The organism is Acidovorax sp. JMULE5 (assembly GCF_013376875.1).
GTDB lineage: Bacteria > Pseudomonadota > Gammaproteobacteria > Burkholderiales > Burkholderiaceae_C > Acidovorax > Acidovorax facilis.
The window spans coordinates 5,198,617-5,222,635 of the sequence record NZ_CP035951.1 but is presented as its reverse complement, the minus strand read 5'-3'; the positions used below and the strand labels follow the sequence as shown (position 1 = coordinate 5,222,635).

The window sequence follows — 24,019 nt, the reverse complement described above, 5'->3', positions numbered from 1 at the left end:
CCCATGCTGTTTGACCTGCGCGCCCTCGGCTACTTCGTCGCGGCCTACGAAGAACGCTCCGTGACCACGGCGGCGCGCCGCTGCTTTGTGGCGCAGCCGTCCATCAGCATGGCCATCAAGGGGCTGGAGGACGCGCTGGACACCGTGCTGTTCGAGCGAAGCCGCCAGGGTCTGGCGCCCACCCCCGCCGCCCACCGTCTGTACCCGCGCGCCTGCAGCCTGCTGGCGCAGTCCAGCGCCATGGTGCGCGACTTTCGCGATGCGCCCCGCGAAACGCTGGGCGTGTTCCTGCAGGACGACCTGATGGTGGGCCCAGCCGCGCCGCTGTTTGCGCAGATTGCCGACCTCCTGCCCAACACGCTGGTCCGACTCACGGCCACAGCGCAGGAGGCCCGGCTGCGCCTGGTGGCCGAGCACTGCAAACCGCCCGGCGACACGTTTGTGTCCTTGTGGCGCGAGCCCTATGTGATGCTGTTGCCCGAGCAGCATCCCCTGCGCTTCAAGAAGAAATTCGGTCTTGCGGACCTGCAAGGGGTGCCGCTTCTTGAATGGCCCTACTGCCCGCTGCACCAGTCGTTCATCCGCCTGCTGGCCGAGCGCGGCATTGCCCTGGAGGTGCAGGCCAGCGCCGCACGCGAAGAGCTGTTGCTGCACATGGTGGACAGCGGCCTGGGCGTGGCGGTGGTGCCACAGTCCCACGCGGCGCATGCTCGCCGCTCGGTCACGCGCCCCCTCGATGGCCCCCTGGCGTTCTCGCGCCACCTGGGTCTGGCCTGCGATGCCTCGGATGCACCCATGCTCGCACTGCTGGGCCGCCTGGCCGACAGTTTGAAGGCCTCTGCAATTCCCCAGAGTAGCGTTGCCTAAGCGTCCCGGTGTGGGTGGGCGCAGAACAACATGCTGCATACGGCACCCCGGCAGTCTTGCGGTAGAAACAGGCACTTCCCCAGCTCACAGCACGCCCAAGCCCACCATGGTTCTCGAAATCGCCCACCTCACCATCCGCCCCGGCCAGAACGCGGCCTTCGAGCACGCCTTTGCTCAAGCGCAACAGATCATTGCCTCGATGCCCGGTTACCTATCACACGAACTGGGCCATTGTCTGGAGCGCCCGCAGGACTACGTGCTGCTGGTGCGCTGGGTCACCCTGGAAGACCATGAGATCGGCTTTCGCCAGTCGGCCCGGTACCAGGACTGGAAACAGCTCCTGCACCACTTCTACGACCCTTTCCCCACGGTATTGCACTTTGGGCCGGTGGCCCTGCCAGCCCCGGCTTGAGCCCGCAACCCGGCTCCAACGTGTGACAGCGCTGCCACGCAAGGATGCGGCAGTGCACTATTCGGGTATTGCCTGAACATTTAGCGCACTGCGCACCCCGTTCTGATCCTAGAATTTGTAAACGCGCGTATCTTCTTCTTTTCTGCGCGAAGGACCCATCATGAAAGCAGTGCAGCAGGATATCGACGAGCGGACCAACCTCACCAGCACCAACAAGTTCGAACTGCTGCTGTTTCGCCTGGGCACCGACAGTGCCCTGGGCAAGTCAGAGCTGTTTGGCATCAACGTGTTCAAGATCCGCGAGATCGTGGCCATGCCCAGCATCACGCCGATCGCGGGCACCACAGCCCATTCGCTGGGCGTGGTCAACCTGCGCGGGCAGGTGATTCCGGTGCTGGACCTGCCGTCCATTGTGGGCTGCAAGCCCCAGACGGGCCTGAACATCATGCTGGTGACCGAATACGCGCGCACCACGCAGGCGTTTGCGGTCGAGTCGGTGGAAGACATCGTGCGACTGGACTGGAAACAGGTGCTCTCGGCCGAAACGAGCGGCGCCGCTGGCAAGCTGGTCACCAGCATTGCCCGCCTGGACGGCAACACGGATGAATCCCGCCTGGCCCAGGTGCTGGACGTGGAGGCCATCCTGCAGATGGTGTCGCCCTCGGACGGTCACGAAGTCACCGAAGAAAAAGTTGGAGCCAAGCTGGTGCTCAAGCCGGGTACCATCATCCTGGCGGCAGACGACTCGTTTGTGGCGCGCTCGCTCATCGAGCAAGAACTCAAAGTGCTCAAGGCCCCTTATGAAATGGTGAAATCGGGCAAGGAAGCCTGGGACCGCCTCAATGCCATCGCCAAGAGCGCCGAGGCCGAAGGCAAAAGCGTGCTGGACCGCGTCGCCATGGTGCTGACCGACCTGGAAATGCCGGAAATGGACGGGTTTACCCTGACACGCAACATCAAGCAGGACGCGCGTTTTCATGGGCTGCCCGTGGTCATTCACTCCTCGCTGTCGGGCTCGGCCAATGAAGACCACGTGCGCAGCGTCGGAGCCGATGGGTACGTCGCCAAGTTTGTGGCGGAAGACCTGGCCGAAACCATCCGCCGGGTGCTGCCCAAGCCTTAAAGGCAGGGCGGCCTGCCGCAGAGCAGGTGCCCCGCCCCCCACGGTCAGATATTTGGTAAAAAATTGGCCGCTTCCGCTAATCGGGCAATGGTTTATAGCTATTGTTTTTGAAGTTTCTCCACGGCAGAGCCCGGTCCCGACGGATGGGACAATAGGCGCCGTCCTACCCGGCACATCGGCAGGCAGGTCAACCAAAACGAGGGGCCACGCGCTACATTGAAAGCGGCTTCAACGCGCCAGCCTCCGAAATTTGTAACACTCCGCCGGGGTGCTTTTCGGGGGCTTTACGAGCAGGGTGGAACGGCCACTCCCTGCCAGGGTCTGACCACCATGACAAACACACTTGCCCGCCTTATTTCTGCCACGGTCCTGGGCGCCGCGGTGACCGGCTGCGCCACGGTGCAGGGTGACCCGTACTACGAACCCACTCCGTACCGTGTTTATGAGCAGCCGGGTTACATCTACAACAACGCCCCGCCGGTGTACCCCGCGTATTCGACGCCCCCAGCCGTTATCTACTACGGTGGACGTGACCGGGACGACCGCTGGGAGCGAGACCGCAACCGCAACGACTGGCGAGAACGTGAACGCGAACGGGAACGTGCCGAGCGCGACCGGCAGGCCCGGGAACGCGAGCGTGATCGCCGCGAACAGCAGGCCCGCGAGCTCGACCGCCGCCAGCGCGACCGTGATCAGGCCCTGCGCGAGCAGGCTGAGCGCGACCGCCGCAATCGCGAGGCTTACACACGTCGCCCACCATCTGGCACCTACCCGCCCCATCAGCGCGATTGGCGTTCGCCCCCGCCGTCCGAAAATGCCGACAAGCCGTGAGAACACTAGGAACCTGCGCGTGAGAGGAGCATCGGCTGCAATGCGCAACACAATCCCGTTTTGTGCAAAACTATCGCTTCGGCGCCTTTTGCCGTGCAGGCTCCGAGCTCAGCCCGGCGGCACTGCTGCCACTCGCCGTCCCGGTCAACGCGGGCCGTCATGAACTTGAGAATAGACCACATTGCGCCATTGCTTTGCATGGGGGCGTTTGTTTGGAGCATGGGCGCAGAAGCCCAGGTGGTGCGATGCACCGACACCCGCACCGGCAAGGTGACCTATACCGATGGGGGCTGTACGGGGGGAGCGGCGGCGCGCGAAGTGGAAGCGCGCAAAACACCGGAAGAACTCCAACTGGAACGCGAACTGGCCGCTGAGGCGCTGGAGCGCAAGCAGCAGCGGCTGCAGGCCGAGGCCACCGCCGCAGAGACCGAGGCCCGCCGCAACGCCGAGCGAGACCGGGCACGCGCTGCGCAGGCCGCTGCCGCAACCCCACAACCTCAGGACTACGCCCGCTCCCCGGAATGTGCACGTTCGCGGCGCAATTTCGACATGGTGGCAGCAGGCCTGTCGCGCTCGACCTATGAGCAGGAACTGCGGCTCGAAGCGGCCCAGAGGCAGGTGGACCTCGACTGCCTGGGCCCCCAGGGCTATGCCGAGGTCGAAAAGGCACGTGCCAACCAGCCGCGTGTGGTGGTGGTTCCTCCCTCCAGGCACCGCCCTCTCTACCCCGATCCGTTTCCCCAGGCAGGTACCCCACAACCCCCACCACGCCTCACCCAATGTGGCGACTTTCGCTGCACCGACAACCTGGGCAACACCTACCCCCGCACAGGTCCGGGGCGGTTTCCCGGGCCCGGTGGGGTCTGCCGCTCAAACGGCGGCCAGGCGCCCTGCTGATGTCACGGGCGCGCAGCAGCAGGCCCTAACGCTGCGGCTGCCCGCTCAGCCCCTCGGCCACGCTGGGGTATCGCAGCTGCAACCCCAGTTCCCGCACCATGCGCTGGTTGTCGAGCCGGCGTGACTCGCTCATGAAGCTCAGCAGCATCAGCGACAACTGCTCCTGCGCTGCATTGCGGGGCACACGCGGGGGGCGCGGCAGGCCGTACAGGTCGGCGGCCAGGTCAAAGTAGTCGCCCATCTTCAGGTGGGTGGAATCGCTCACGTTGTAAGTGCGCTGTGGCCGCCCTTTCCACACGGCGGCCATACAGGCCCGCGCCAGGTCATCGGCATGGATGTGGTTGGTAAACACATCGTCTTCGGCCACCAGTACCGGCGTGCCTCGGCGCAGACGGGCCTCGGGCGTGCCGCCTTCACGGTCAGGTGCGTAGATACCCGGAATGCGCAGCACGCTGGCCCGCACACCGGCACGGCCAAGGTGGCGTACCGCAGTTTCTGCGTTCACGCGGCGCTGCGCCCGCGGGGTGCCGGGAGCCACGGCCCGCGTCTCAGGCACCAGGGCCCCCTGGCAATCGCCGTACACCCCACTCGTCGATGCATACACAAAGGACACCGGCAGGCTTCGCAGCCGCAGCGCGCGGGCCAAGGCCACGGTGCGGGGGTCCTGCCACCAGGCATTTCCTCCGGCCCCTTCGCCCGGAGGGGGCGCCAGGTGCAACACCCGGGTGGCCAGCCCGGCAAGCCTGCGCAGCGAAGGCGCATCGTCCAAATTGCCCACGATGGGCCTGGCTCCCAGGGCGCGCAGCCCCGCGACCCGCGAGGGGCTGGACGTGAGCGCCATCACCCGCATGCGTGCGGCGCCGGGGCCTGATTGCAGATCACGCAGGACGCGTTGACCTACATCACCGCAGCCCACGATCAGGAGGCGTTCACGGCGAAAGCGCGCAGGGAGGGCGCCAAGGGGGCTTTGTATTGAAGGCAAAATTGGGTCCGTTTGCTTGGCTTTTGCTGGGCCGATAGTTTGATCGAAGACGATTCCAAGGATACCCACACATGACCAGCGCAGAGGCTGCAACCCCCGCAGCGTTCCAGATCACCGTGCAGCCCAGCGGCCGCACTTTCAGTGCCAATGCGGGCGAGGCCATCCTGTCCGCCGCCATCCGCAGCGGCGTGGGCCTGCCCTACGGCTGCAAGGACGGCGCCTGTGGGTCGTGCAAGTGCAAGAAGATCAGCGGCACCGTGCACCACGGCGAACACCAGTCCAAGGCACTCACGGCCGATGAAGAGGCTGCAGGCCTGGTGCTGACCTGCTGCGCGCAACCGCTGACCGACGTGGTGCTCGAATCACGCCAGGTCACTGACGAAAGCGCGTATCCGATCAAGAAGATGCCGGTGCGCGTATCTACCCTGGAAAAAAAATCCCACGACGTGATGCAGGTGCGCCTGCAGCTGCCCGCCGCCGATACCTTCCGCTACCACGCAGGCCAGTACATCGAATTCATCCTGCGGGATGGCGCCCGCCGGGCCTACTCGATGGCCAACGCGCCCCACACGCAGGCTGAAGCGCCGGGCGTGGAGCTGCACATCCGCCACATGCCGGGCGGCAAGTTCACCGACCATGTGTTCGGCGCGATGAAGGAAAAGGAAATCCTGCGGGTGGAAGGGCCGTTTGGCAGCTTTTTCCTGCGCGAGGACTCCGACAAACCCATCGTGCTGCTGGCCTCGGGCACGGGGTTTGCGCCCATCAAGGCGCTGATCGAGCACATGCAGTTCAAGGGCATCACACGCCCGACCGCGCTGTATTGGGGCGGCCGCCGGCCGGGCGACCTGTACCTGCATGACTGGGTGCTGGCGCGTGCGGCCGAAATGCCCCACCTCACCTACGTGCCCGTAGTGTCCGATGCCATACCCGAAGACGCTTGGACTGGCCGCACCGGCTTCGTGCACCAGGCGGTAATGGACGACTTTGCCGACCTATCAGGCCACCAGGTGTATGCCTGTGGCGCACCCATCGTGGTGGACTCGGCCCGCGATGCCTACAGTGCACAGCGCGGCCTGCCCGCAGAAGAGTTCTATGCAGACTCCTTCACCTCCGAGGCGGACAAGCATGGCCCCCCTGAGGCGCTGCGCGCCTTCCCCCCCGAGGGGGGACGCACCCGGTGGACTGGCGAAGCCAGATCCACGGGTGCACTGGTCTGGGTCCTGCCAGTTTTAAGCGTTGGCGGCGGTAGCGAAGGGCGGGCCTTTGAGGTTCTGTGCAATGACGCATGCAGCGTACGGCGGTGGGGCGCAGCATTACCCAGCCCGCCCACCGTCGCGGCGGTGGGTTCGCGGAGCGCGCGCACAGTGCGACTACCCGGGTCGCTTCGATGAACCGGCTGCGCCAGGCCCTGCGCGGCACGGGCCCCATGGCGGCCGTGGTGGGGCTGGCGGTGCTCCTGGTGCTGGGCGCGGGAGAATGGGCGACCCAGAGCGAACTCGACAACCAGTGGGACAACCTGCGCCGCTCGGGCGAGGTGCAGGCCCTGGCCCTGCGCGGCGTGGCCACCCGCTACAGCTACCTGCCATTCACCGCCGCGCAGCAGCCGCTGATTGCCCAGCTGCTGCGCAACCCCGGTGCACAACCGCTGCGCAGCGCCGCCAATGCCTACCTGCAGACCATCAATGCCAATGCGGGCTCGGACACGCTGTATGTCATGAACACCGACGGGCTCACGGTAGCCTCCAGCAACTGGGACACTCCCACCAGCTTCGTGAACCAGAACTACGGCAACCGCCCGTATTTCCGCGATGCGCTGCAAGGGCAACCAGGGCGGTTCTACGGCGTGGGCAAGACCACCGGCGAGCCTGGGCTTTTTGCATCGGCACCCGTGGTGGAAAACGGCCGGGTGATCGGCGTCGTGGCCGTGAAGGTGTGGATGCAGCCCATCGTGGACACCTGGGCGCAACTGCGCGACCCGGTCTTCGTGACCGACGAGCGCGGCATTATCTTCCTCGGCTCGGTACTCCCCTGGCTGTACCAGACCACGCGCCCACTGCCCGAGCAGGACGTGCAGCAGGTGCAATTCGACGAGCAGTATGGCGCACGCTGGACACCCCAGCCCGTGCCCTGGAAAACGCTCCAGCGCGACGGCCAGCCAGGCACCGAGATCCTCGTGCCCGGCACCGGCAAGCGCTATCTGGCCCTTGAAGAGCGCCTGCCCGACCTGGGCTGGACGCTGACCCTCACGGCCGACAGCAAGGCCATCGCCCTGGCGCGCCAACAGGCCTGGGCACTGGCGAGCCTGGCGTCGGGCCTGCTGGTGCTCGGTGCCCTGTACTGGCAGCTGCGCGAACGGCGCCTGCAAGAGAACCGGCAGGCCCGGATCGAGCTGGAGCAGCGCGTCCAGGAGCGCACCCATGCACTGCAGCAGGCGCAAGCATTTCGCCAGTCGATGGAAGACTCGCTGCTGGTGGGCATGCGCGCGCGCGACCTCGAAGGCCGCATCGTCTACGTGAACGCCGCCATGTGCGACATGGTGGGCTACAGCGCAGACGAGCTGATCGGCTGCCTGCCGCCCTACCCCTACTGGCACCCGGACGACCTGGACCGGCACTGGAACGACAGCGACACCGCCCTGGCCGGCAAAGCCGCGCCCCAGGGCAACGAAAACCGGCTGCGGCACCGCAATGGCTCCGACGTGTACACCATGTTCTACACCGCACGCCTCATCGACGGCAACGGCCAGCACATCGGCTGGATGAGTTCGGTGGTGGACATCACCGCCCAAAAACGCGCCGAAGAACAGCAGCAGCAGCGCGAGGCCCAGCTGCAGCGCGTGCAGCGTGTGATCACCGTGGGCGAGATGGCCTCCACGCTGGCGCACGAGCTGAACCAGCCACTGGCCGCCCTGGTCAACTACGCCGCCGCAGCGCGCTCACTGGCGGCGCAGGGCAAAACCGAGCTGCTGAACGACAGCCTCACCGCACTCTCCAGCCAGGCCCTGCGCGCCGCCGACATCGTCGGCCGCATCCGCCGCTGGGTGCGCCAGCACCCCGAGGCCCGCGAGCCCTGCGACCTCAATGCCGCCGTGGACCAGTCCCTGGGCCTGCTCCTGCGCGCCGAGGCGCGACGGCACGGGGTGGCGGTGCGGCTGGACCTGGCCCACGGCCCGCTGCGCGTGAATGCCGACCGCGTGCTGCTCGAACAGGTGGTGCTGAACCTGGGTCTCAACGCCTTGCAGGCCATGCAGGCGATGCGCGCAGATGCCACGCCGCCCGAGGCGCACGAACTATTGCTGCGCACCACGGCCGATACCCGGTTTGCCTGCCTCGAAGTGCTGGACCGGGGGCCTGGCCTGCCACCGGAGATCGCCGAACGCCTGTTCGAGCCCTTCTTCACCACCCGTTCCGACGGCCTGGGGCTGGGCCTGAACATCTGCCGCTCCATTGTCGAAAGCATGGGGGGCGAGCTGCTGGCGCGCAACCGGGACGGTGGTGGCGCCGTGTTTGAAATCCGGCTGCCTCGCATTTTCTTGCCCCCACCATGACCGACAGCCCTCCGACCACTCCCGTCACCGTCAACACCACAGTTCCCGCGAATGTCTACGTCGTGGACGACGACGAGGGCGTGCGCAACTCCCTGGCCGCCCTGCTGCTGGCCGGTGGCCATGCGCCCCGCACGTTTGCCAGCGGCCCTGAGTTCCTGGCCCGCGCCGACCTCGCCCACCCGGGCTGCGTGCTGCTGGACCTGCGCATGGACGGCATGAGCGGCCTGCAGGTGTTCGATGCCCTGCGCGAGCGTAATGCCGTGCTCAAGACCGTGTTCCTGTCCGCCCATGGCGAACTGGCCTCGGCCGTCACCGCCGTCAAGCAAGGGGCCGTGGACTGGCTCGAAAAACCCTGCGACGAGCACACCCTGCTGGCCGCCGTGCTCCGGGCCGCAAGCCTGTCGCTGGAAGACGCACAGCGCGCACAGCGGCGCAACACCCTGCGGGAGCGCTGGAACACGCTGAGCCCGCGCCAGCAAGAGGTGGCGCGCCTGCTGGCCACCGGCATCAGCAGCAAGGAGGTGGCCCGCGCGCTGGCCCAGCGCGACCCGGAGCGCCCCATCGACCCGCGCACAGTAGACACGCACCGCTCTGCCATCTTCCTGAAACTGGACATCCGCTCGTCGCACGAGCTGGGCATGCTGGTGGAAGATCTGGGGCTGGCAGAAAACACGTTGCGCACGCTGTGACAGCCCTCCACAGGCACCCTCCACAGCTGCCGCCCACCAGTTTTCGTAAGCAGTCTTATTATTTTTTGCACAATGGCACCATGAACCGCAGAAACCACCTCATCGCCAGTGCCGCTGTTGCAGCGGCTTTTTCATCCCCCTTTGCGGCCTCGGTCGCGCTGGCGCAGGACTCCGGTCAGCCCATCCGGCTGGTCGTGCCCTACGCACCCGGTGGGCCCATCGACGTGACGGCGCGTGCACTGGCCGAGCGCGTGCGCGACTCGCTGGGCACCGTGATCATTGAAAACAAGGGCGGAGCCGGCGGCAACATTGGTGCCGACGCCATTGCGAAGGCCGCACCCGATGGCCTGACCATCGGCATCGCTGCCACGGCCACGCACGCAGTGAACCCCTGGCTGTACGCCAAGATGCCCTACGACGCGGGCAAGGACTTCGCGGGCATCACGCAGATGGTGCGTGTTCCCAACGTGCTGGTCATCAACGCCGCCAAAGCCGAGCAGCTCAAGATCAACACCCTGGCCGACCTGATCGCCTACGCCAAGGCCAACCCCGCCAAGCTCAACTACGGCAGCGGCGGCAACGGCAGCGCGGGCCACCTGGCAGGTGAGATGTTCAAGCAGCGCGCGGGCATCTTTGCGCTGCACATCCCCTACCGCGGCGCCAACCCCGCGCAGCTGGCGCTGCTGGCGGGCGAGGTGGACTTCAACATCGACAACCTGGCGGCCGCCGCGCCCAACATCCGTGCCGGCAAGCTCAAGGCCCTGGCCGTGACCTCGCTGGACGCCTCGCCCTCGCTGCCGGGCGTGCCACCCCTGTCTGCTACTTTCAAGGGCTTTTCCATCGACACCTGGTGGGGCCTGGTGGCACCCGCAGCCACGCCCAAGCCCATCATCGACAAGCTGAACAAGGCCTTTGTAGCCGCCCTCCATGCGCCAGAAACCAAGACCCGCTTTGGCGCCTTGCTGGCCGAACCCGTACCCACCACGCCGCAGCAGTTCGACAGCTTCATGGCCAGCGAACGCGCCAAGTACCAGCAGGTGGTGAAGGCATCCGGGGCGAAGGTGGATTGACCCCCTGAGCGGCAGTATCTCAACCTCCAAGAGGGACGCCACCCGTGGCCCGGCAAAGCCGGTTCCACGGTGGCACTGGCGTTGGGCTGCGCCAGTTTCATCCGGTGCGGGTCCATCCGTCGCGCAGGGTAATATTTTTAAGCTTTTTAGCCTCTAGCGCTTATCTACAAAGCGCTAGCAGCTCCTGATTCAGGAGCAAATCATCTACCCACCACCGCATCCGCCCAACCCGGGCCTTCGAGCCGGTGGATGTCCTGCAATGCCACGGCCTGCAGCGCGGCGGCGTCCACGCGCTCGGGCGCAAGATCGGCCAGGGGGCGCAGCACAAACGCGCGCTCGGCCATCCGAGGGTGGGGCACGGTGAGCTCGGGGGTGTCGATGGCCTGGCCGCCAAACCACAGGATGTCCAGGTCCAGCGTGCGCGGGGCGTTGCGGTAGGGGCGCTGGCGGCCAGCGGCTTGTTCGATGGATTGCAGGGCCTGCAGCAGGGGCTGCGGGGCCAGGGCCGTGGTCAGCTCGGCCACGGCATTGAGGTAGTCGGGCCCACCGGCATCGACCGGCGCGCTGCCATAGAGCGGCGACACGCGTGTGACCCGGGTGCCTGGCAACTGGCCAATGGCCGCCAAAGCATTGCGCAAGGCAGCCTCACGCTCGCCCAGATTGGCGCCCAGGCCCACGTAGACCAGGGCGGGCCGTTCGCCCTCCTCGCCGAGGTCCGGCAGATTCACTCGCCCGCCGCCGCAGGGGCTGCGCCTTCGCCGCCTCCCGCACCACCGGGCTTGCGACGGCGGCGGCGGCGCTTCTTGGGGGCACCACCTTCGGAGGGGAACTCAGCGTCGCTGTCGACCGGTCCGGCGTCTGACCCTTGGGGCAAGCCGCGCGGATCGGCGGCGGGTGCAGCGCGGGGCACGCGCTTGACCACGGGCTGCGCTTTCTGGCGGGCTTTCTGTTCTTCCTTGGCCTGGTCCAGCAGGTCATCACGGCGCTCGTCATCGGCGGTCTGGAAGTCCTGCCACCACTCGGCCAGCGCTTCTTCGACCTCGCCCACATCGGCGCGCAGGCGCATGAAGTCAAACCCGGCGCGAAAGCGCGGCTGCATCACCATGCCAAACGGCGTGTTGCCCACGCGCTTTTCAAAACGCGGCTGCATGACCCAGATCTCGCGCATGTCGGCGGCCAGTTTGCCCCGGCCGGACACATCACCAATGCGCTTGTCGAACACCTCGTCGATGGCCTCCTGCAGCGCGGGCAGCGGGTGCTGGCGCTGGTTCAGACGCGCCTGCCAGCCATTGCGCACGTCTTCCCACAGCACGCAGGCCAGGAGGAAGCTCGGGGCGACGGGCTTGCCTTCATTGACGCGGCGGTCGGTGTCCACCAGGGCGGCTTTGACAAACGGCGTATCGGCGCGCTCCACGGCCACGTCCAACAGCGGGTAGATGCCTTTGGCCATGCCCAGCTTGCGCAACTGTTCAATGGTGGCAATGGCGTGGCCGGTTTGCAGCAGCTTGAGCATTTCGTCGAACATGCGGCTCTGCGGCACCTCGGCCAGCAGCGCCTGCGACTGCACCAGCGGCGCGGCCGACTTGGCCTCGATGCTGAAACCCAGGCCGCTGAGCTTGGCTGCAAAGCGCACGGCACGGATGATGCGCACCGGGTCTTCGCGGTAACGCGTGGCGGGGTCGCCAATCATGCGCAGCGTCTTCTTCTTGGCGTCCTGCAGGCCCTTGTGATAGTCGACCACGATCTGGCTGACCGGGTCGTAGTACATGGCGTTCACGGTGAAGTCGCGGCGCGTGGCGTCTTCGTCCTGCGGGCCCCAGACGTTGTCGCGCAGCACGCGTCCGCTGGCATCCACAGCGTGCTGCATGCCCGACAGCTGCGCCTTGCTGGTCTTTTCATTGCCCGCTACCTGGCCCGCAGCGGCGTTGTCGAGGTAGGCACGAAAGGTGGAGACCTCGATCACCTCGTGCTCGCGGCCCCGGCCGTGCACCACGTGCACGATGCGAAAGCGCTTGCCGATGATGAAGGCGCGGCGGAACAGCCCCTTGACCTGCTCAGGCGTGGCGTTGGTGGCCACGTCAAAGTCCTTGGGGCGCAGGCCCAGCAGCAGGTCGCGCACGGCGCCGCCGACGATGTAGGCCTCAAAACCTGCGTGCTTGAGCGTGGCAACCACCTCGGCGGCGCGGTGGTCCACCAGCTCGGGGTTGATGCCGTGCACCGAGGCGGGCACCTCTTCGCGCTTGCCAAAGTGGGGCTTGCCGCCCGAGGTGCCGGGTGTCGATTTGCCCATCAGTTTGTCTAGGAACTTCTTGATCATGGAGTGAAAGGTTTCAGGGGGTCGGGCACGAAACGGCGGCTGGTGGGGCTGCAAGGCGCTCATCATTCAGCGGGTGGTGCAGGCGTTTCGGCATCGGCCGCAAACAGGTCCAGTATGCGCCAGCCGCGCTCCTGGGCCAGGGCGCGCAGGCGCGGGTCGGGGTTGGTGGCAACCGGGTGGTTCACCTTCTCCAGCAGCGGCACGTCGTTCATGGAATCGCTGTAGAAAGTGCTTTCGACATCGGCCCAGCCGAGCTGCCGCTCGGCCAGCCATTGTTCCATGCGGCGCACCTTGCCTTCGCGCATGGTGGGAATGCCGTTGATCTCGCCGGTGTACCAGCCGCTGGCGTCGCGCACCAGTTGCACGGCCAGCAGTTGCGAAACGCCCAGCGCCTGCGCGATGGGCGTGGTCACGAACTCGTTGGTGGCGGTGACGATCAGCACCTCGTCGCCCGCCACTTGGTGCTGGCGGATCAGGTCAAGCGCCTGGGGCTGGATGGCGGGGGTGATGACCTCGCGCATGAACTGCTGGTGCGCGGCCGCCGCCGCCTCGGGCCCGCGCAGGCGCACGGCCTCGGTCGCAAAACGCACGTAGTCGTGCACATCGAGCGTGCCAGCCTGGTAGTGGGCGTAGAACTCGTCGTTGCGGCGCGCGAACTCCACGGGGTCGTTCCAGCCGATGCGGATGGTGAATTCGCCCCACTCGTAGTCGGAGTCGAGCGGCAGCAGCGTGTGGTCCAGGTCAAACAGCGCAAGCCGCAGGCGGCGGGGTTCAGAAGTCATTCAGGTTCACACGTAAAAAAAAGGCGTGGGGGCACGGCGTTATTCCGATTCCAACATTGTCTTGAGCAAGGGAATCGTGATGGCGCGCTGGGTGCGCAAGGCAAAGGCATCCAGCTGGTCCAAGAGCTGCATGAGGCTGCCCAGGTCGCGCGAGAAGCGGTTGAGCATGTAGTCCATAACTTCGTCGCCCAGGAACACGCCGCGTGCGTCGGCCTCCTGGCGCAGCACGGCGCGGCGCTCGGCCTCGCCCAGCAGCTGCAGCTGGAACACATGGCCCCAGCCCAGGCGGCTGCGCAGGTCGTCGCGCAAGGGCAGGTCTGCCGGGGGCAGGTTGCCAGCAGCCAGCACCCAGCGCTGGCTGCCGCTGGCGGGGCTGATGGCGTTGACGAACCAATTGAACGCGGTGGCCTGCTGGGCGGTGCTGTACAGGTGCACATCGTCCATGAGCACAGCGGCCCAGTTTTCGTCGAAATCAGGGGGTTCGGCGACGGCCGGGTCGAGCCAGCCTACGCTGGAGCCCTGCTCGCGCAGGGCCTGGCGCACGGCCTGGAGCAAATGGGTCTTGCCACTGCCGGGTTCGCCCCACAGGTAGGTGGGCACGGGGGAGCGGGTGGCCTCGCTGCTGCCTTCGCCGGCGGCCAGGCGCAGGTGTTGCAGGGCGGCCTCATTGGGGCCGGCATAAAACCGGGACAGCGTGGGCCCTGTGGCCAGGCCGATGTCCAGTGCCAGTTGCTTCATCATGGCTGCCGCCCACAGGCACACAGGCAGAGGGTTGGGGCATGAAACAGCATGGGCTTGAAGGACAAAACAGGGCGGTGTGAAGGGGTGAGCGGGTGGCACTGGGTGCGCAACCCGTAAAATCTGGGCAAATTTTAGTCTGCTGCGCACGCTGTTCCGTGCCGTCCCTGCCTTGAGCCCCCCTATGAGCACCTCTGCCACCTCCCCCACCCCCCTGTCCTACAAAGACGCTGGCGTTGACATCGACGCGGGCGATGCCCTGGTCGAACGCATCAAACCCCTGGCCAAGAAGACCATGCGCGAAGGTGTGCTGGCGGGTATTGGCGGCTTTGGCGCGCTGTTCGAAGTGCCCAAGCGCTACAAGGAGCCGGTGCTGGTCTCCGGCACCGACGGCGTGGGCACCAAGCTCAAGCTGGCGTTTGAATGGAACATGCACGACACCGTGGGCATCGACCTGGTGGCCATGAGCGTGAACGACGTGCTGGTGCAAGGCGCCGAGCCCCTGTTCTTCCTGGACTACTTCGCCTGCGGCAAGCTGGATGTGGACACGGCTGCGGCCGTGGTGGGCGGCATCGCCAAGGGTTGCGAACTGAGCGGCTGCGCGCTGATCGGCGGCGAAACGGCCGAAATGCCCGGCATGTACCCTGCCGGTGAGTACGACCTGGCCGGCTTTGCCGTGGGTGCGGTCGAAAAGTCCAAGATCCTGACCGGCAAGGACGTCAAGCCCGGCGACGTGGTGCTGGGTCTGGCCAGCCATGGTGTGCATTCCAACGGTTTCAGCCTGGTGCGCAAGTGCATCGACCGCGCCGAAGCCGCTGGCACCCTGCCCGCCACGCTGGACGGCAAGCCCTTCAAGCAGGCCATCATGGAATCCACCCGCCTGTACGTGAAGAACGTGCTGGCTGCGCTGGCGGTCCATCCGATCAAGGCCCTGGCCCACATCACCGGTGGCGGCCTGCTGGAGAACATCCCCCGCGTGCTGCCCGAAGGCACGGCCGCCCATCTGACCAAGGGCAGCTGGCCCCAGACCGAACTGTTTGCCTGGCTGCAAAAGACCGCCGGCATCGACGACATCGAGATGAACCGCACCTTCAACAACGGCATTGGCATGGTGGTGGTGGTGGATGCCGCCAACGCTGAGGCCACAGCCGCCACGCTGCGCGCTGCGGGCGAGCAGGTGTACACGATTGGCACGATCGCTGCGCGCGCCGAAGGCGCCGCCGTGGTGGTGGCCTGATCGCCCCCGCCCGCGTTCATTCAACCCCACCGCACACGACCAGTTTCAGCGCATGGCGCAGCGCCCCCCTTCTGCCCCCGTCGCCCCCGCACCGCCAGAGCCCACCACGCTGCCACCGCGCGCCCTGACCCGGGGCGTTGTGGTGGCCAGCTACCTGCTGGTGGCGGCCGTGCTGCTGCTGGTGATGTGGCGCGGCCTGCTGCCGGGCCTGTTGTGCGTGTGCCTGGGCTTTCTGCTCACGCGGGCCCTCACGCGCTGGTTTGCCCAGGGCCTGGGACGGGTGCAGCGCCAGTCCACACCTTCCGCCCGCAGCCTGCGGGTGGCGCAGGTGGTGGCGGCAGGTCTGGTCATGCTGCTGCCGCTGGCGCTGCTGGCCGCCGGACTGACGCACTCGCGGGGTTATCTGGTCGATGCCCCGCAGCAATACCGTGAGCTGCTCAACTACATGGCGCGCACGGTGCTGGAGCTGCGCCTGAAGCTGCCTGCCGACATGGCGGCCCACCTGCCCGAGGGCGCGGCTGAAATCCAGCGCATCATCGCCAACTACCTGGGCGCCAAGGCCGGCGCGCTGGCCATGGCCGGGCGCGCCTGGCTGGCAGGGCTGCTGTTTGCCTATGTGGGCCTGCTCATCGGCGCGCTGGCGGCCGTGCGCCCACCAGCCCTCGCGCGCGGCCCGCTGGCCCAGCAGCTCAAGCTGCGCATCACACTGTTTGGCGAGGCGTTCCGGCAGATCGTGGCCGCGCAGTTCTGGATTGCGGCGTTCAACACCCTGCTCACCGCGCTGTTCCTGCTGTTTGTGCTGCCGCTGTGGAATCTGGAGCTGCCCTACACGCCCGTGCTGATCACCTTCACGTTCATTGCCGGGCTCGTGCCCATCGTGGGCAACCTGGTGTGCAACGTGGTCATCACCATCGTGGGGCTGTCGGTGTCACCGCTGGCGGCGGCCGCCTGCCTGGGCTTTCTGATCCTGATCCACAAGGCCGAATACGTGATCAACGCCAAGGTGGTGGGCCGCCGCACGCAGATGGGCGTGTGGGAACTGCTGAGCGTGATGTTCGTGGCCGAGGCCGTGTTTGGCCCCGCCGGGCTGGTGGCGGCCCCGCTGTTTTATGCCTACCTCAAGAAGGAACTGGTGGCAGCGCGGCTGGTGTAGCCGGCCATGGATGCTGCCACCGGCAGCATCAAACACCACATCCACTACAAATTTAATAGCTTCTCACGCTTGACAGATAAGCGCTAGAGCCTATTTTTATTCATTTTTTTGCAAACTGCCGCGCCACAAAGGCCCACACCAGGGCGGAGGCATCCGGCCCGGCCGGGTCGCTGAACGGCAATTGCGCCACGCCGCCGCTCCAGGCGTGGGCCAGCCCCGCCACTTCGCGCAGCGCCACCACCGTGCGGCCCCGGGTCTTGAATTCGGTCACCCGCATGGCATGGCGCTGGCCACGCTGCAGGGTGCGCAAGGCTCCGGCCCGCGCGCCCAGCGCATCCGCCCACAGCAGGGCCGTGGCCGCAGCGTTACGCACAGAGACCACACCATCGGCATCGCCATGCAGCACCAGCAGGGGCGGCAGCGGAAGCACGGAAGGGGTTGCGCCCTGGTTGAGGGAGACACCCAGGGGCTCTGGCAGGTGCGCAGCGCGCCGCCCGTGCATGGCGGACAGCGCCGTGGCTGCCGATTCGGCCGTGCCCGGTGCCACCCCGGAATGCATGGCCACGGCACAGAACCGCTGGGGATAGAGCGCGGCCATCAGCACGGCCATGCTGGCACCGGCCGACAAGCCTGCCACGGCCACACGGGCCAGGTCCACCGGGTAGCGGCGCGCCACCTTGCCCACCGCAGCCAGCAGCGTGGCTGCCTCGGCCTGGGCCTTGCCGTTGCGGCGCTCGAACCAGTTCCAGCAGCCATGGGCGTTGGCCATGCGCTCCTGCTCGGGGTAGAGCACCAGAAAACGCTCGCGCGCGGCCAGCCGGTTCATGCGCGTGGCTGCAGCCAGGTCGCCCCCCGTCTGGCCGCAGCCATGCAGCATGACCAGCAAGGGCAGTTTCTCGTCCGCCTTCAGCGCCAGCCCTGGCGGGATGAAAAGGTGGTAGCGCCGCGCGCCCGCAGGCCCGGGTGCAATGCCACCGACCCACTCTCCGCGAGCGGGCACGGGCTTGCTGGCCGCGCGCCGGGCTGGCACCGCAGGCGCAGACGCCACCCGGCGCGGCGCAGCCGGGGCCTTGGCGCGCACAGGGCGCGCCGCCCGGGCAAAGGCCTTCAGGTTGCGCTGGTAGGCCCGCGTCAGCGCTGACAGGGAAAACAAGCGGGAGCGTCTGGCCATGGCAAGGAGTCGTGTAGTGGGTGGGCTGTAGAGGGCAAAAATTTAGGGAAAACCCTAATCACCATAACAGCTTATGCGGCTCACCGCGCACAACTATCAATTTGATAGCTACAAAACATTACCCATACAGCGATTTTCGCCTTTTCCAGACAACCCCATGGCCCGCTTGCCCACCATTCCCTGTGAAACCTCGCCAAGAACTCCACCGAAGGCGTAAATTGATCGAAACCTGTCCCGTCTGGCGCGGACTCTACGCCTCAGCGTAATAAAAATAGAGGCTTCAAACCATCCATCGAAAGAAGCACACCATGAAAACATGTCTGATTGTGATTGACGTCCAGGAGTCCTTTCGCCACCGCCCTTACTTCACCGCGCACGACCTGCCCGCCTATCTGCAGGCCCAGAACGCCCTGATCGAAGGCTGCGTGGCGCGCGGCGTGCCGGTGGTGCGGGTGTTCCACAGCGAAGGCCCCGAAGTGCCCGAGAATGCGTTTTCGCAGGTGTCAGGCCAGGTGCGCGCACTCGATGGCTTGGCGCCCTTCGAGGCGGCCGCCACCTTCACCAAGTCGCGCCACAGCGCGCTGGTGGGCACGGGACTGGACGTGTGGCTGACGCGCCATGGCATCCAGCGCCTCATCATCAGCGGCATCCGCACCGAACAATGCTGCGAAACCACCACGCGCCACGCCTCGGACCTGGGCTGGGAGGTGGACTATGTGACCGACGCCACCTTGACCTGGGACATGGTGCAACCCGACGGCCAGACGCTGGCAGCCGCCGACATCAAGACCCGCACCGCCACGGTGCTGCAGGGCCGCTTTGCCACCCTGCGCACCGTGCGGGAAGCCCTGGACGCCCTGGAAGCGGCCGCAGCCTGACCACCGGAGAACACCATGCGCGCCACCGTCTGCGAATTGCCCTACCAACCCCATCTGCTCGAAGCTGCCTGGGTAGCACTGTGCGCCCACACCCGCAGCGCGCAATCCGAGCTGGTGCTGCTGCCCGAGTTCGCCTTTGTCGAGCCGGTGTGGGAATCGCTCCCCGCCGATCCTGCACGCTGGGGCGCTGCCGTCGCACTCAGCGACGCCTGGGCGACCCGCCTGCCCGAGCTGGGCGCCGACTGGGTGGTGGGAGCGAGGCCTGTCACGGTCGGCGGGCAGCGCTTGAACGAAGGCTTTCTCTGGTCCGCGCAGACCGGCTACGCGCCCCTGCGGCGCAAGTTTCACCTGCCCGATGAACCGGGTGGCTGGGAGGCCCAGTGGTTTACGCGCGGTGATGCAGCATTTCCCCGTTTCAACGCCGGGCCGCTGGCCTTCGGCCTGAACATTTGCACCGAACTCTGGGCGCTGGACATCTATGCCCACTATGCGGCGCTGGGCGGGCTGCAGGCCATCCTGTCGCCGCGCGCCACAGCGGCCGCCACCACCGACAAATGGCTGGCCGTGGGCACCGTTGCGGCCGTGCGCACTGGCGCTTACAGCCTGTCGTCCAACCGCGCGGACCACACCGCAGGCACCTATGGCGGCGCAGGCTGGGTCATCAGCCCCGATGGCGCCCTGCTCGCCCGCACCACGGCAGAACAACCCTTTTGCACCGTCGATATCGACCTGAACGCAACAACGACGGCGCGCAGCACCTACCCGCGTTATGTGTTTGCCCACCCCCTCCCCGCACGACACCATGACCACACCATCTGCCATCAAACCCCCAAAGCCCCTGCAAGTCGCCATCCTCGTTTTTGACGAGGTGGAAGCCCTGGACCTGGGCGGCCCCTACGAAGTGTTCACCACCGCCGTGCGCATGGCGCAGCGCCTGCAGCCTGGCGCACCCGCGCCCTTTGCCGTGCAGTGCGTGGCCCGCAGCCTGGCCCCCGTGCGGGCCCGCGCTGGCCTGCGCGTGCTGCCGGACGCGGACTTCACCAACGCCACCGCGCCCGATGTGCTCATCGTGCCCGGCGGCGTGGTGGACGCCGCCGCGGCCTGCGCAGACACCCGCTCCTGGGTGGCCCAGGCGGCGCGTGGTGCGCAGATCACCGCATCGGTGTGCACAGGTGCGTTCATCCTGGCAGCCGCAGGCGTGCTGACCGAAGGCCCTGCCACCACCCACTGGGAGGACATTGCCGACCTGCGCGCGCAGTTTCCCACCCTGGATGTGCGGGAAAATGTGCGCTGGGTAGACCGGGGGGCGCTGGTCACGTCGGCCGGCATCAGTGCCGGCATTGACATGAGCCTGCACCTGGTCACCCGGCTGGCGGGCGCAGCACTCGCGGAGCGCACCGCCCGCCAGATGGACACCCCGTGGAACAGGGAGCCGTAAAACGCCTTGGGAGCGGCCCCTTTTTCAAGAACTTGTCATGCAGGACACCACACCTTCCCCCATCCACGTGTACTTCGCCCTGCTGCCTGGCAGCCTGGTTCTGGACTGGGCCGGCCCGGCCGAGGCGCTGCGCATTGCCAACCAGACCCTGGTCGCCCTGGGCCAACCAGAGCGCTTTGTGCAGCACTTCGTGAGCCCCACGCCCGAGTCGATGTCGTCCGTGGGGGTCGCTGTCACCGGGCTGGCGCCGCTGCCTGACACACTGCCCAGCCCCGCGTGGGTGGTGCTGGTGGGCCTGGCAGGCCAGCGCATCGACGTGAGCGGCCCCGAAGCCCAGGCCCTGCTGCACTGGCTGCGCGGCCTGCGCCCTGTGGCCGGGCAGCTGGAGCTGGTCACCGTGTGCGCGGGCGCGGTGCTGGCCGCCCATGCAGGGCTGCTGACCGGCCGGCGCGCCACCACGCACCATCTGCACCTGGACGAGCTGGCCCTGGTAGACCCACGCTGCGACGTAGCCGCCAACCGCGTGTTCGTGGCCGATGGCCCCATCTACACCAGCGCAGGCGTGACCACCGGCATCGACCTGCTGCTGCACCGCATCTCCGACATCTGCGGCCCCACGGTGGCGGTGCAGGTGGCGCAGGCCATGGTGATCGGGCTGCGCCGGGGGCCGGACGACCCGCAGTTCTCGCCGTTTCTGCACCACCGCAACCACATGCACCCCGCACTGCACCGCGTGCAGGACGCCGTGGGCCAGCAACCGCAGGCCGACTGGAGCGTGCCGCAGATGGCCGAGGTGGCACACACCTCGCCGCGCCACCTCACGCGGCTGTTTTTGGAACATGCGGGCATCGCCCCGCTGCAGTACCTGCGGCGCATCCGCCTGGCCACGGCCGAGGCCGCGCTGCGCTCGGGCCAGAACGTGACGCAGGCGGCGCTGATGGCGGGGTTCAGCTCCGACACCCAGCTGCGCCGGGCCTGGCACCAGTTCGGGCGCGGAGGCACGCCGTCGCAGGGTACGGGCCGGGCGCGCGCGCACTGAACTGCGGGCACCGGCCCGCTTCGCAGTCTCGGCCACAGCCCCAAAAGGCACTCACTGCGACGGCACAGACACGGCCATGAAAGAGCCATCGCGCCGATGAGAATGAACGTCTGCAGGCCCCGCGCCCGCAGCAGATCCTGGACACCCTGCCCGAGGAGCGCTTTGACCGGGTCACGGCTTTTGCGGCGCACGAATTCAAAGGCCCGGCCCAGCCTTAGAAATCTGAAGCACGTGAATCCGCAGTTTGAATTTCCGCAATTCGACCGTTCTCAGGAACTGGAGGATGCAGCGGCATCCGCTCGAATGACCACCCCAATCACGCCCTGGCCTACTGCGCCACAAACCCGCTGGTCTTGATGATGCGCGTCCAAGCCTCGGTGTAGGCCGCCTGGCGGGTGGCCAGCTGCTGCGGTGTCATGTAGCCCACCGTGAGGCCCATGGCCGTCAGGTGCTCACGCACATCCGGCATCGCCACCACCTTGGACAGGGCGATGGAAAACTCGGTGATGAACTTCTGCGGTGTGCCGGTGGGGGCGTATATGCCGTAGTACGGCAGGTCTTCAAAGCCCTTGAGGCCCATTTCGTCGAACGTGGGCACATCGGGCATGGCGGCCTGGCGCTTGGTGCCGAGCACGCCCACCACGCGCACCTTGCCCGCCTTGTGGTTCTCGATGAAATCCTGCACTGAGGCGACGCCTGCACCGATCTGGTTGCCCAGCATGTCGGCCATCATGGGCGCGCTGCCCCGGTAGGGGGCGGACACCAGGTCGATCTGGTACTTCTGCCCGATCAGCTTGACCAGGAATTCGGGGGTGGAGGCCGGTGCCGGGATGCCCACGGCCCCCTTGCCCTGACCCGCCGTGCGCACCCAGTTGACGTAGTCGCCGAACGACTTGGCGGGCGTGCCGCCCGAGACGGCGAATGCATTCACAAAGGTGGCAAAGCCACCGACGGGAACGAAGTCGCGCACCGGGTCGAAGCCAGCGTTCTTGACCACCTGGGGCAGGATGGAGATGGTGTGGTCGTGCGTGATGAACAGCGTGGTCCCATCGGGCACTGCCGCTTTGAGCGCCTGGGCCGCAATCTGGCCCCCGGCGCCTGGGCGGTTTTCCACCACCACTGGCACGCCCAGTTCGTCCTTAAGCTTCTCGGACAAAGTGCGCGCAATGGCGTCCGAACCACCGCCGGGCGGGAACCCCACCAGCAGGCGAATGGGCTTGGCCGACTGCGCCGACGCGAGCCCCACGGTCAGCGCAGCCCCCAGAAAGGCGCTGGTGCGCAAAAGACGGGACAACAGGCTGCGGCGGGATGGGGTCATGGCAAAAGCTCCAAAGGGATATGCAATGGGCACCGCAAAAATCAGGCCAGGCGTGCGCGATGGCGCGCCAGCTGTGCACGCACCTGTGCTGGAGCCGTACCTCCCAGCGTATTGCGGGCGTTGAGCGAGCCACGCAGACTCAGGCACTCGTACACATCCTTCTCGATGGCGGGGTGAAAGCCTTGCAGCACCGTCAAAGGCAGCTCCGACAGGTCGCACGCGTGCGAGGTGGCCGCCTTCACCGCATGGGCCACGGTTTCGTGCGCGTCGCGGAAGGGCAGGCCCTTTTTCACTAGGTAGTCGGCCAGGTCGGTGGCCGTGGCGTAGCCCTTGAGGGCCGCCTGCTCCATCGCCTGGGCGTTGACGGTGATGCCGCCTTCCTTTTGGCCCGTGGCGGGGTTCAGCTGGCCGCCCACCATCTCGGCAAAGATGCGCAGCGTGTCCTTGAGCGTGTCCACGGTGTCGAACAGCGGCTCCTTGTCTTCTTGGTTGTCCTTGTTGTAGGCCAGGGGCTGGCCCTTCATCAGCGTGATCAGGCCCATGAGGTGACCGACCACGCGGCCGGTCTTGCCGCGCGCCAGTTCCGGCACATCGGGGTTCTTCTTCTGCGGCATGATTGAGCTGCCGGTGGTGAAGCGGTCGGCGATCTTGATGAAGCCGAAGTTCTGGCTCATCCAGATGATGAGTTCTTCGCTCAAGCGGCTCACGTGCACCATGCACAGGCTGGCGGCGGCGGTGAATTCGATGGCGAAGTCGCGGTCGCTCACGGCGTCCAGGCTGTTCTGGCACACGCCCTCCATGCCCAGAGTTTTTGCGACGCGCTCGCGGTCCAGCGGGTAGGTGGTGCCGGCCAGGGCCGCGCTGCCCAGGGGCAGCACGTTGGTGCGGCGGCGCACGTCGGCCATGCGCTCGGCATCGCGCTTGAACATTTCCACATAGGCGAGCATGTGGTGGCCAAAGCTCACCGGCTGAGCCACCTGCAGGTGGGTGAAGCCGGGCAGGATCACCTCGACGTTCTGCTCGGCCACATCCACCAGCGACACCTGCAGCTCTTTGAGCAGGTCGCCGATCAAATCAATCTCGCCGCGCAGCCACAAGCGCACGTCGGTGGCCACCTGGTCGTTGCGGCTGCGGCCGGTGTGCAGGCGCTTGCCGGCATCACCCACCAGCTGGGTCAGGCGGGCTTCGATGTTCAGGTGCACGTCTTCGAGGTCGAGCTTCCATTCGAACGCGCCGGATTCGATCTCTTGCGTGATCTGCGCCATGCCGCGCTGGATGGATGCGTGGTCGGAGGCAGAGATGATGCCCTGCGCGGCGAGCATCTCGGCATGTGCCAGGCTGCCTGCAATATCGGCCTGCCACAGGCGCTTGTCGAAGAACACGCTGGAGGTGTAGCGCTTGACCAGGTCGCTCATGGGCTCGGAAAACAACGCCGACCAGGCCTGGGCCTTGGTGTCGAGTTGGTTGTGGGACGGCGCAGAGTCGGCGCTGGTGGCTTGGGCTTTGGACATAAGGAGGGCAATAATCCGG

The 24,019-nt window shown here is 66.7% G+C and carries 22 protein-coding genes and 1 pseudogene; 15 read left to right on the top strand and 8 right to left on the bottom strand.

Translation table 11 applies throughout. The features are described 5' to 3' along the window. Positions 1-3: 3 nt before the first annotated feature. The 5 genes from EXV95_RS23755 (at position 4) to EXV95_RS23735 (ending at position 4,130) form a co-directional block, all read left to right on the top strand. Entirely contained in the window at positions 4-867 is an 864-nt protein-coding gene (locus tag EXV95_RS23755; RefSeq protein WP_176888746.1) for a LysR family transcriptional regulator, read from the top strand. A 106-nt stretch (positions 868-973) separates the two neighbouring features. Beyond that, entirely contained in the window at positions 974-1,279 is a 306-nt protein-coding gene (locus EXV95_RS23750) for an antibiotic biosynthesis monooxygenase (protein WP_055395100.1), read from the top strand. A 160-nt stretch (positions 1,280-1,439) separates the two neighbouring features. Further along, positions 1,440-2,402: a chemotaxis protein gene (locus EXV95_RS23745; protein ID WP_176888745.1), complete on the top strand. Its 963-nt coding sequence runs from the start codon at positions 1,440-1,442 to the stop codon at positions 2,400-2,402. Positions 2,403-2,732: 330 nt separating this feature from the next. Beyond that, the gene (locus tag EXV95_RS23740) at positions 2,733-3,233 is read left to right on the top strand and encodes a hypothetical protein (protein ID WP_255484853.1); all 501 of its coding nucleotides are present in this window, start codon (positions 2,733-2,735) and stop codon (positions 3,231-3,233) included. Between the two features lie 159 nt (positions 3,234-3,392). After that, complete coding sequence (locus tag EXV95_RS23735) at positions 3,393-4,130, top strand: DUF4124 domain-containing protein (protein ID WP_255484852.1); 738 nt, start codon at positions 3,393-3,395, stop codon at positions 4,128-4,130. A 25-nt stretch (positions 4,131-4,155) separates the two neighbouring features. On the opposite strand, the gene EXV95_RS23730 is transcribed toward EXV95_RS23735, so the two are convergent. Then, positions 4,156-5,112 carry an SDR family oxidoreductase gene (locus EXV95_RS23730; RefSeq protein ID WP_176888744.1) on the bottom strand — a complete coding sequence of 319 codons (957 nt, stop codon included), beginning with the start codon at positions 5,110-5,112 and terminating at the stop codon, positions 4,156-4,158. A 71-nt stretch (positions 5,113-5,183) separates the two neighbouring features. Between EXV95_RS23730 and EXV95_RS23725 the strand changes: the two are divergent. The 4 genes and pseudogenes from EXV95_RS23725 to EXV95_RS23710 all read left to right on the top strand — a co-directional run. Next, positions 5,184-6,242 (top strand): annotated as a pseudogene (locus EXV95_RS23725) (CDP-6-deoxy-delta-3,4-glucoseen reductase); the annotation flags it as partial. Positions 6,243-6,499: 257 nt separating this feature from the next. Continuing rightward, complete coding sequence (locus EXV95_RS23720; RefSeq protein WP_176888743.1) at positions 6,500-8,659, top strand: PAS domain S-box protein; 2,160 nt, start codon at positions 6,500-6,502, stop codon at positions 8,657-8,659. Continuing rightward, positions 8,656-9,348, top strand: coding sequence for a response regulator transcription factor (locus tag EXV95_RS23715; RefSeq protein ID WP_176888742.1), 693 nt, complete (start codon positions 8,656-8,658; stop codon positions 9,346-9,348). The genes EXV95_RS23720 and EXV95_RS23715 overlap by 4 nt, the downstream gene beginning before the upstream one ends. Positions 9,349-9,428: 80 nt before the next feature. Continuing rightward, positions 9,429-10,418: a tripartite tricarboxylate transporter substrate binding protein gene (locus EXV95_RS23710; RefSeq protein WP_176888741.1), complete on the top strand. Its 990-nt coding sequence runs from the start codon at positions 9,429-9,431 to the stop codon at positions 10,416-10,418. A 200-nt stretch (positions 10,419-10,618) separates the two neighbouring features. On the opposite strand, the gene folK is transcribed toward EXV95_RS23710, so the two are convergent. The 4 genes from folK to hda all read right to left on the bottom strand — a co-directional run bounded on the left by folK (position 10,619) and on the right by hda (position 14,255). Continuing rightward, positions 10,619-11,146, bottom strand: a complete 528-nt coding sequence (gene folK / locus EXV95_RS23705; RefSeq protein ID WP_176888740.1) for a 2-amino-4-hydroxy-6-hydroxymethyldihydropteridine diphosphokinase — start codon at positions 11,144-11,146, stop codon at positions 10,619-10,621. Further along, positions 11,143-12,735, bottom strand: a complete 1,593-nt coding sequence (gene pcnB / locus EXV95_RS23700) for a polynucleotide adenylyltransferase PcnB (protein ID WP_176888739.1) — start codon at positions 12,733-12,735, stop codon at positions 11,143-11,145. The genes folK and pcnB overlap by 4 nt, the downstream gene beginning before the upstream one ends. Positions 12,736-12,797: 62 nt before the next feature. Continuing rightward, positions 12,798-13,517, bottom strand: coding sequence for an HAD family phosphatase (locus tag EXV95_RS23695; protein WP_176888738.1), 720 nt, complete (start codon positions 13,515-13,517; stop codon positions 12,798-12,800). A 39-nt stretch (positions 13,518-13,556) separates the two neighbouring features. Then, positions 13,557-14,255, bottom strand: coding sequence for a DnaA regulatory inactivator Hda (gene hda / locus EXV95_RS23690; protein ID WP_176889164.1), 699 nt, complete (start codon positions 14,253-14,255; stop codon positions 13,557-13,559). Between the two features lie 184 nt (positions 14,256-14,439). Between hda and purM the strand changes: the two genes are divergently transcribed. Together purM and EXV95_RS23680 are read left to right on the top strand one after the other, a co-directional pair. Continuing rightward, a complete protein-coding gene (purM, locus tag EXV95_RS23685; protein ID WP_176888737.1) occupies positions 14,440-15,492 on the top strand; it encodes a phosphoribosylformylglycinamidine cyclo-ligase in 1,053 nt (350 codons plus the stop codon). Positions 15,493-15,544: 52 nt separating this feature from the next. Beyond that, positions 15,545-16,645, top strand: a complete 1,101-nt coding sequence (locus tag EXV95_RS23680) for an AI-2E family transporter (RefSeq protein WP_121419276.1) — start codon at positions 15,545-15,547, stop codon at positions 16,643-16,645. A 100-nt stretch (positions 16,646-16,745) separates the two neighbouring features. Here EXV95_RS23680 and EXV95_RS23675 read toward each other — a convergent pair whose 3' ends face one another. Continuing rightward, positions 16,746-17,816, bottom strand: a complete 1,071-nt coding sequence (locus EXV95_RS23675) for a PHB depolymerase family esterase (protein ID WP_176888736.1) — start codon at positions 17,814-17,816, stop codon at positions 16,746-16,748. Positions 17,817-18,124: 308 nt separating this feature from the next. Here EXV95_RS23675 and EXV95_RS23670 point away from each other — a divergent pair, with 308 nt between their 5' ends. From EXV95_RS23670 to EXV95_RS23655, 4 genes are read left to right on the top strand one after another with little or no spacing between them, the layout of a single operon-like run. Continuing rightward, positions 18,125-18,694: a cysteine hydrolase family protein gene (locus tag EXV95_RS23670; RefSeq protein WP_176888735.1), complete on the top strand. Its 570-nt coding sequence runs from the start codon at positions 18,125-18,127 to the stop codon at positions 18,692-18,694. 15 nt (positions 18,695-18,709) lie between these two features. Further along, the gene (locus tag EXV95_RS23665; RefSeq protein WP_176888734.1) at positions 18,710-19,558 is read left to right on the top strand and encodes a carbon-nitrogen hydrolase family protein; all 849 of its coding nucleotides are present in this window, start codon (positions 18,710-18,712) and stop codon (positions 19,556-19,558) included. Continuing rightward, positions 19,497-20,132, top strand: coding sequence for a DJ-1/PfpI family protein (locus tag EXV95_RS23660; protein WP_176888733.1), 636 nt, complete (start codon positions 19,497-19,499; stop codon positions 20,130-20,132). Before EXV95_RS23665 ends, EXV95_RS23660 begins: the two co-directional genes overlap by 62 nt. A 37-nt stretch (positions 20,133-20,169) precedes the next feature. Then, positions 20,170-21,171: a GlxA family transcriptional regulator gene (locus EXV95_RS23655; protein WP_176888732.1), complete on the top strand. Its 1,002-nt coding sequence runs from the start codon at positions 20,170-20,172 to the stop codon at positions 21,169-21,171. Between the two features lie 328 nt (positions 21,172-21,499). Here EXV95_RS23655 and EXV95_RS23650 read toward each other — a convergent pair whose 3' ends face one another. Together EXV95_RS23650 and argH are read right to left on the bottom strand one after the other, a co-directional pair. After that, entirely contained in the window at positions 21,500-22,489 is a 990-nt protein-coding gene (locus tag EXV95_RS23650; RefSeq protein ID WP_121419270.1) for a Bug family tripartite tricarboxylate transporter substrate binding protein, read from the bottom strand. A 41-nt stretch (positions 22,490-22,530) separates the two neighbouring features. Further along, positions 22,531-24,000 carry an argininosuccinate lyase gene (gene argH, locus EXV95_RS23645; protein ID WP_176888731.1) on the bottom strand — a complete coding sequence of 490 codons (1,470 nt, stop codon included), beginning with the start codon at positions 23,998-24,000 and terminating at the stop codon, positions 22,531-22,533. Positions 24,001-24,019: the final 19 nt, after the last annotated feature.

Excerpts from the sequence above, each read along its gene's own strand:
- EXV95_RS23755 (WP_176888746.1), top strand. The coding sequence starts at position 4 with ATGCTGTTTGACCTGCGCGCCCTCGGCTACTTCGTCGCGGCCTACGAA.
- EXV95_RS23750 (WP_055395100.1), top strand. The coding sequence starts at position 974 with ATGGTTCTCGAAATCGCCCACCTCACCATCCGCCCCGGCCAGAACGCG.
- EXV95_RS23745 (WP_176888745.1), top strand. The coding sequence starts at position 1,440 with ATGAAAGCAGTGCAGCAGGATATCGACGAGCGGACCAACCTCACCAGC.
- EXV95_RS23740 (WP_255484853.1), top strand. The coding sequence starts at position 2,733 with ATGACAAACACACTTGCCCGCCTTATTTCTGCCACGGTCCTGGGCGCC.
- EXV95_RS23735 (WP_255484852.1), top strand. The coding sequence starts at position 3,393 with ATGAACTTGAGAATAGACCACATTGCGCCATTGCTTTGCATGGGGGCG.
- EXV95_RS23720 (WP_176888743.1), top strand. The coding sequence starts at position 6,500 with ATGAACCGGCTGCGCCAGGCCCTGCGCGGCACGGGCCCCATGGCGGCC.
- EXV95_RS23715 (WP_176888742.1), top strand. The coding sequence starts at position 8,656 with ATGACCGACAGCCCTCCGACCACTCCCGTCACCGTCAACACCACAGTT.
- EXV95_RS23710 (WP_176888741.1), top strand. The coding sequence starts at position 9,429 with ATGAACCGCAGAAACCACCTCATCGCCAGTGCCGCTGTTGCAGCGGCT.
- pcnB (WP_176888739.1), bottom strand. The coding sequence starts at position 12,735 with ATGATCAAGAAGTTCCTAGACAAACTGATGGGCAAATCGACACCCGGC.
- EXV95_RS23695 (WP_176888738.1), bottom strand. The coding sequence starts at position 13,517 with ATGACTTCTGAACCCCGCCGCCTGCGGCTTGCGCTGTTTGACCTGGAC.
- hda (WP_176889164.1), bottom strand. The coding sequence starts at position 14,255 with ATGAAGCAACTGGCACTGGACATCGGCCTGGCCACAGGGCCCACGCTG.
- purM (WP_176888737.1), top strand. The coding sequence starts at position 14,440 with ATGAGCACCTCTGCCACCTCCCCCACCCCCCTGTCCTACAAAGACGCT.
- EXV95_RS23680 (WP_121419276.1), top strand. The coding sequence starts at position 15,545 with ATGGCGCAGCGCCCCCCTTCTGCCCCCGTCGCCCCCGCACCGCCAGAG.
- EXV95_RS23675 (WP_176888736.1), bottom strand. The coding sequence starts at position 17,816 with ATGGCCAGACGCTCCCGCTTGTTTTCCCTGTCAGCGCTGACGCGGGCC.
- EXV95_RS23670 (WP_176888735.1), top strand. The coding sequence starts at position 18,125 with ATGAAAACATGTCTGATTGTGATTGACGTCCAGGAGTCCTTTCGCCAC.
- EXV95_RS23665 (WP_176888734.1), top strand. The coding sequence starts at position 18,710 with ATGCGCGCCACCGTCTGCGAATTGCCCTACCAACCCCATCTGCTCGAA.
- EXV95_RS23660 (WP_176888733.1), top strand. The coding sequence starts at position 19,497 with ATGACCACACCATCTGCCATCAAACCCCCAAAGCCCCTGCAAGTCGCC.
- EXV95_RS23655 (WP_176888732.1), top strand. The coding sequence starts at position 20,170 with ATGCAGGACACCACACCTTCCCCCATCCACGTGTACTTCGCCCTGCTG.
- EXV95_RS23650 (WP_121419270.1), bottom strand. The coding sequence starts at position 22,489 with ATGACCCCATCCCGCCGCAGCCTGTTGTCCCGTCTTTTGCGCACCAGC.
- argH (WP_176888731.1), bottom strand. The coding sequence starts at position 24,000 with ATGTCCAAAGCCCAAGCCACCAGCGCCGACTCTGCGCCGTCCCACAAC.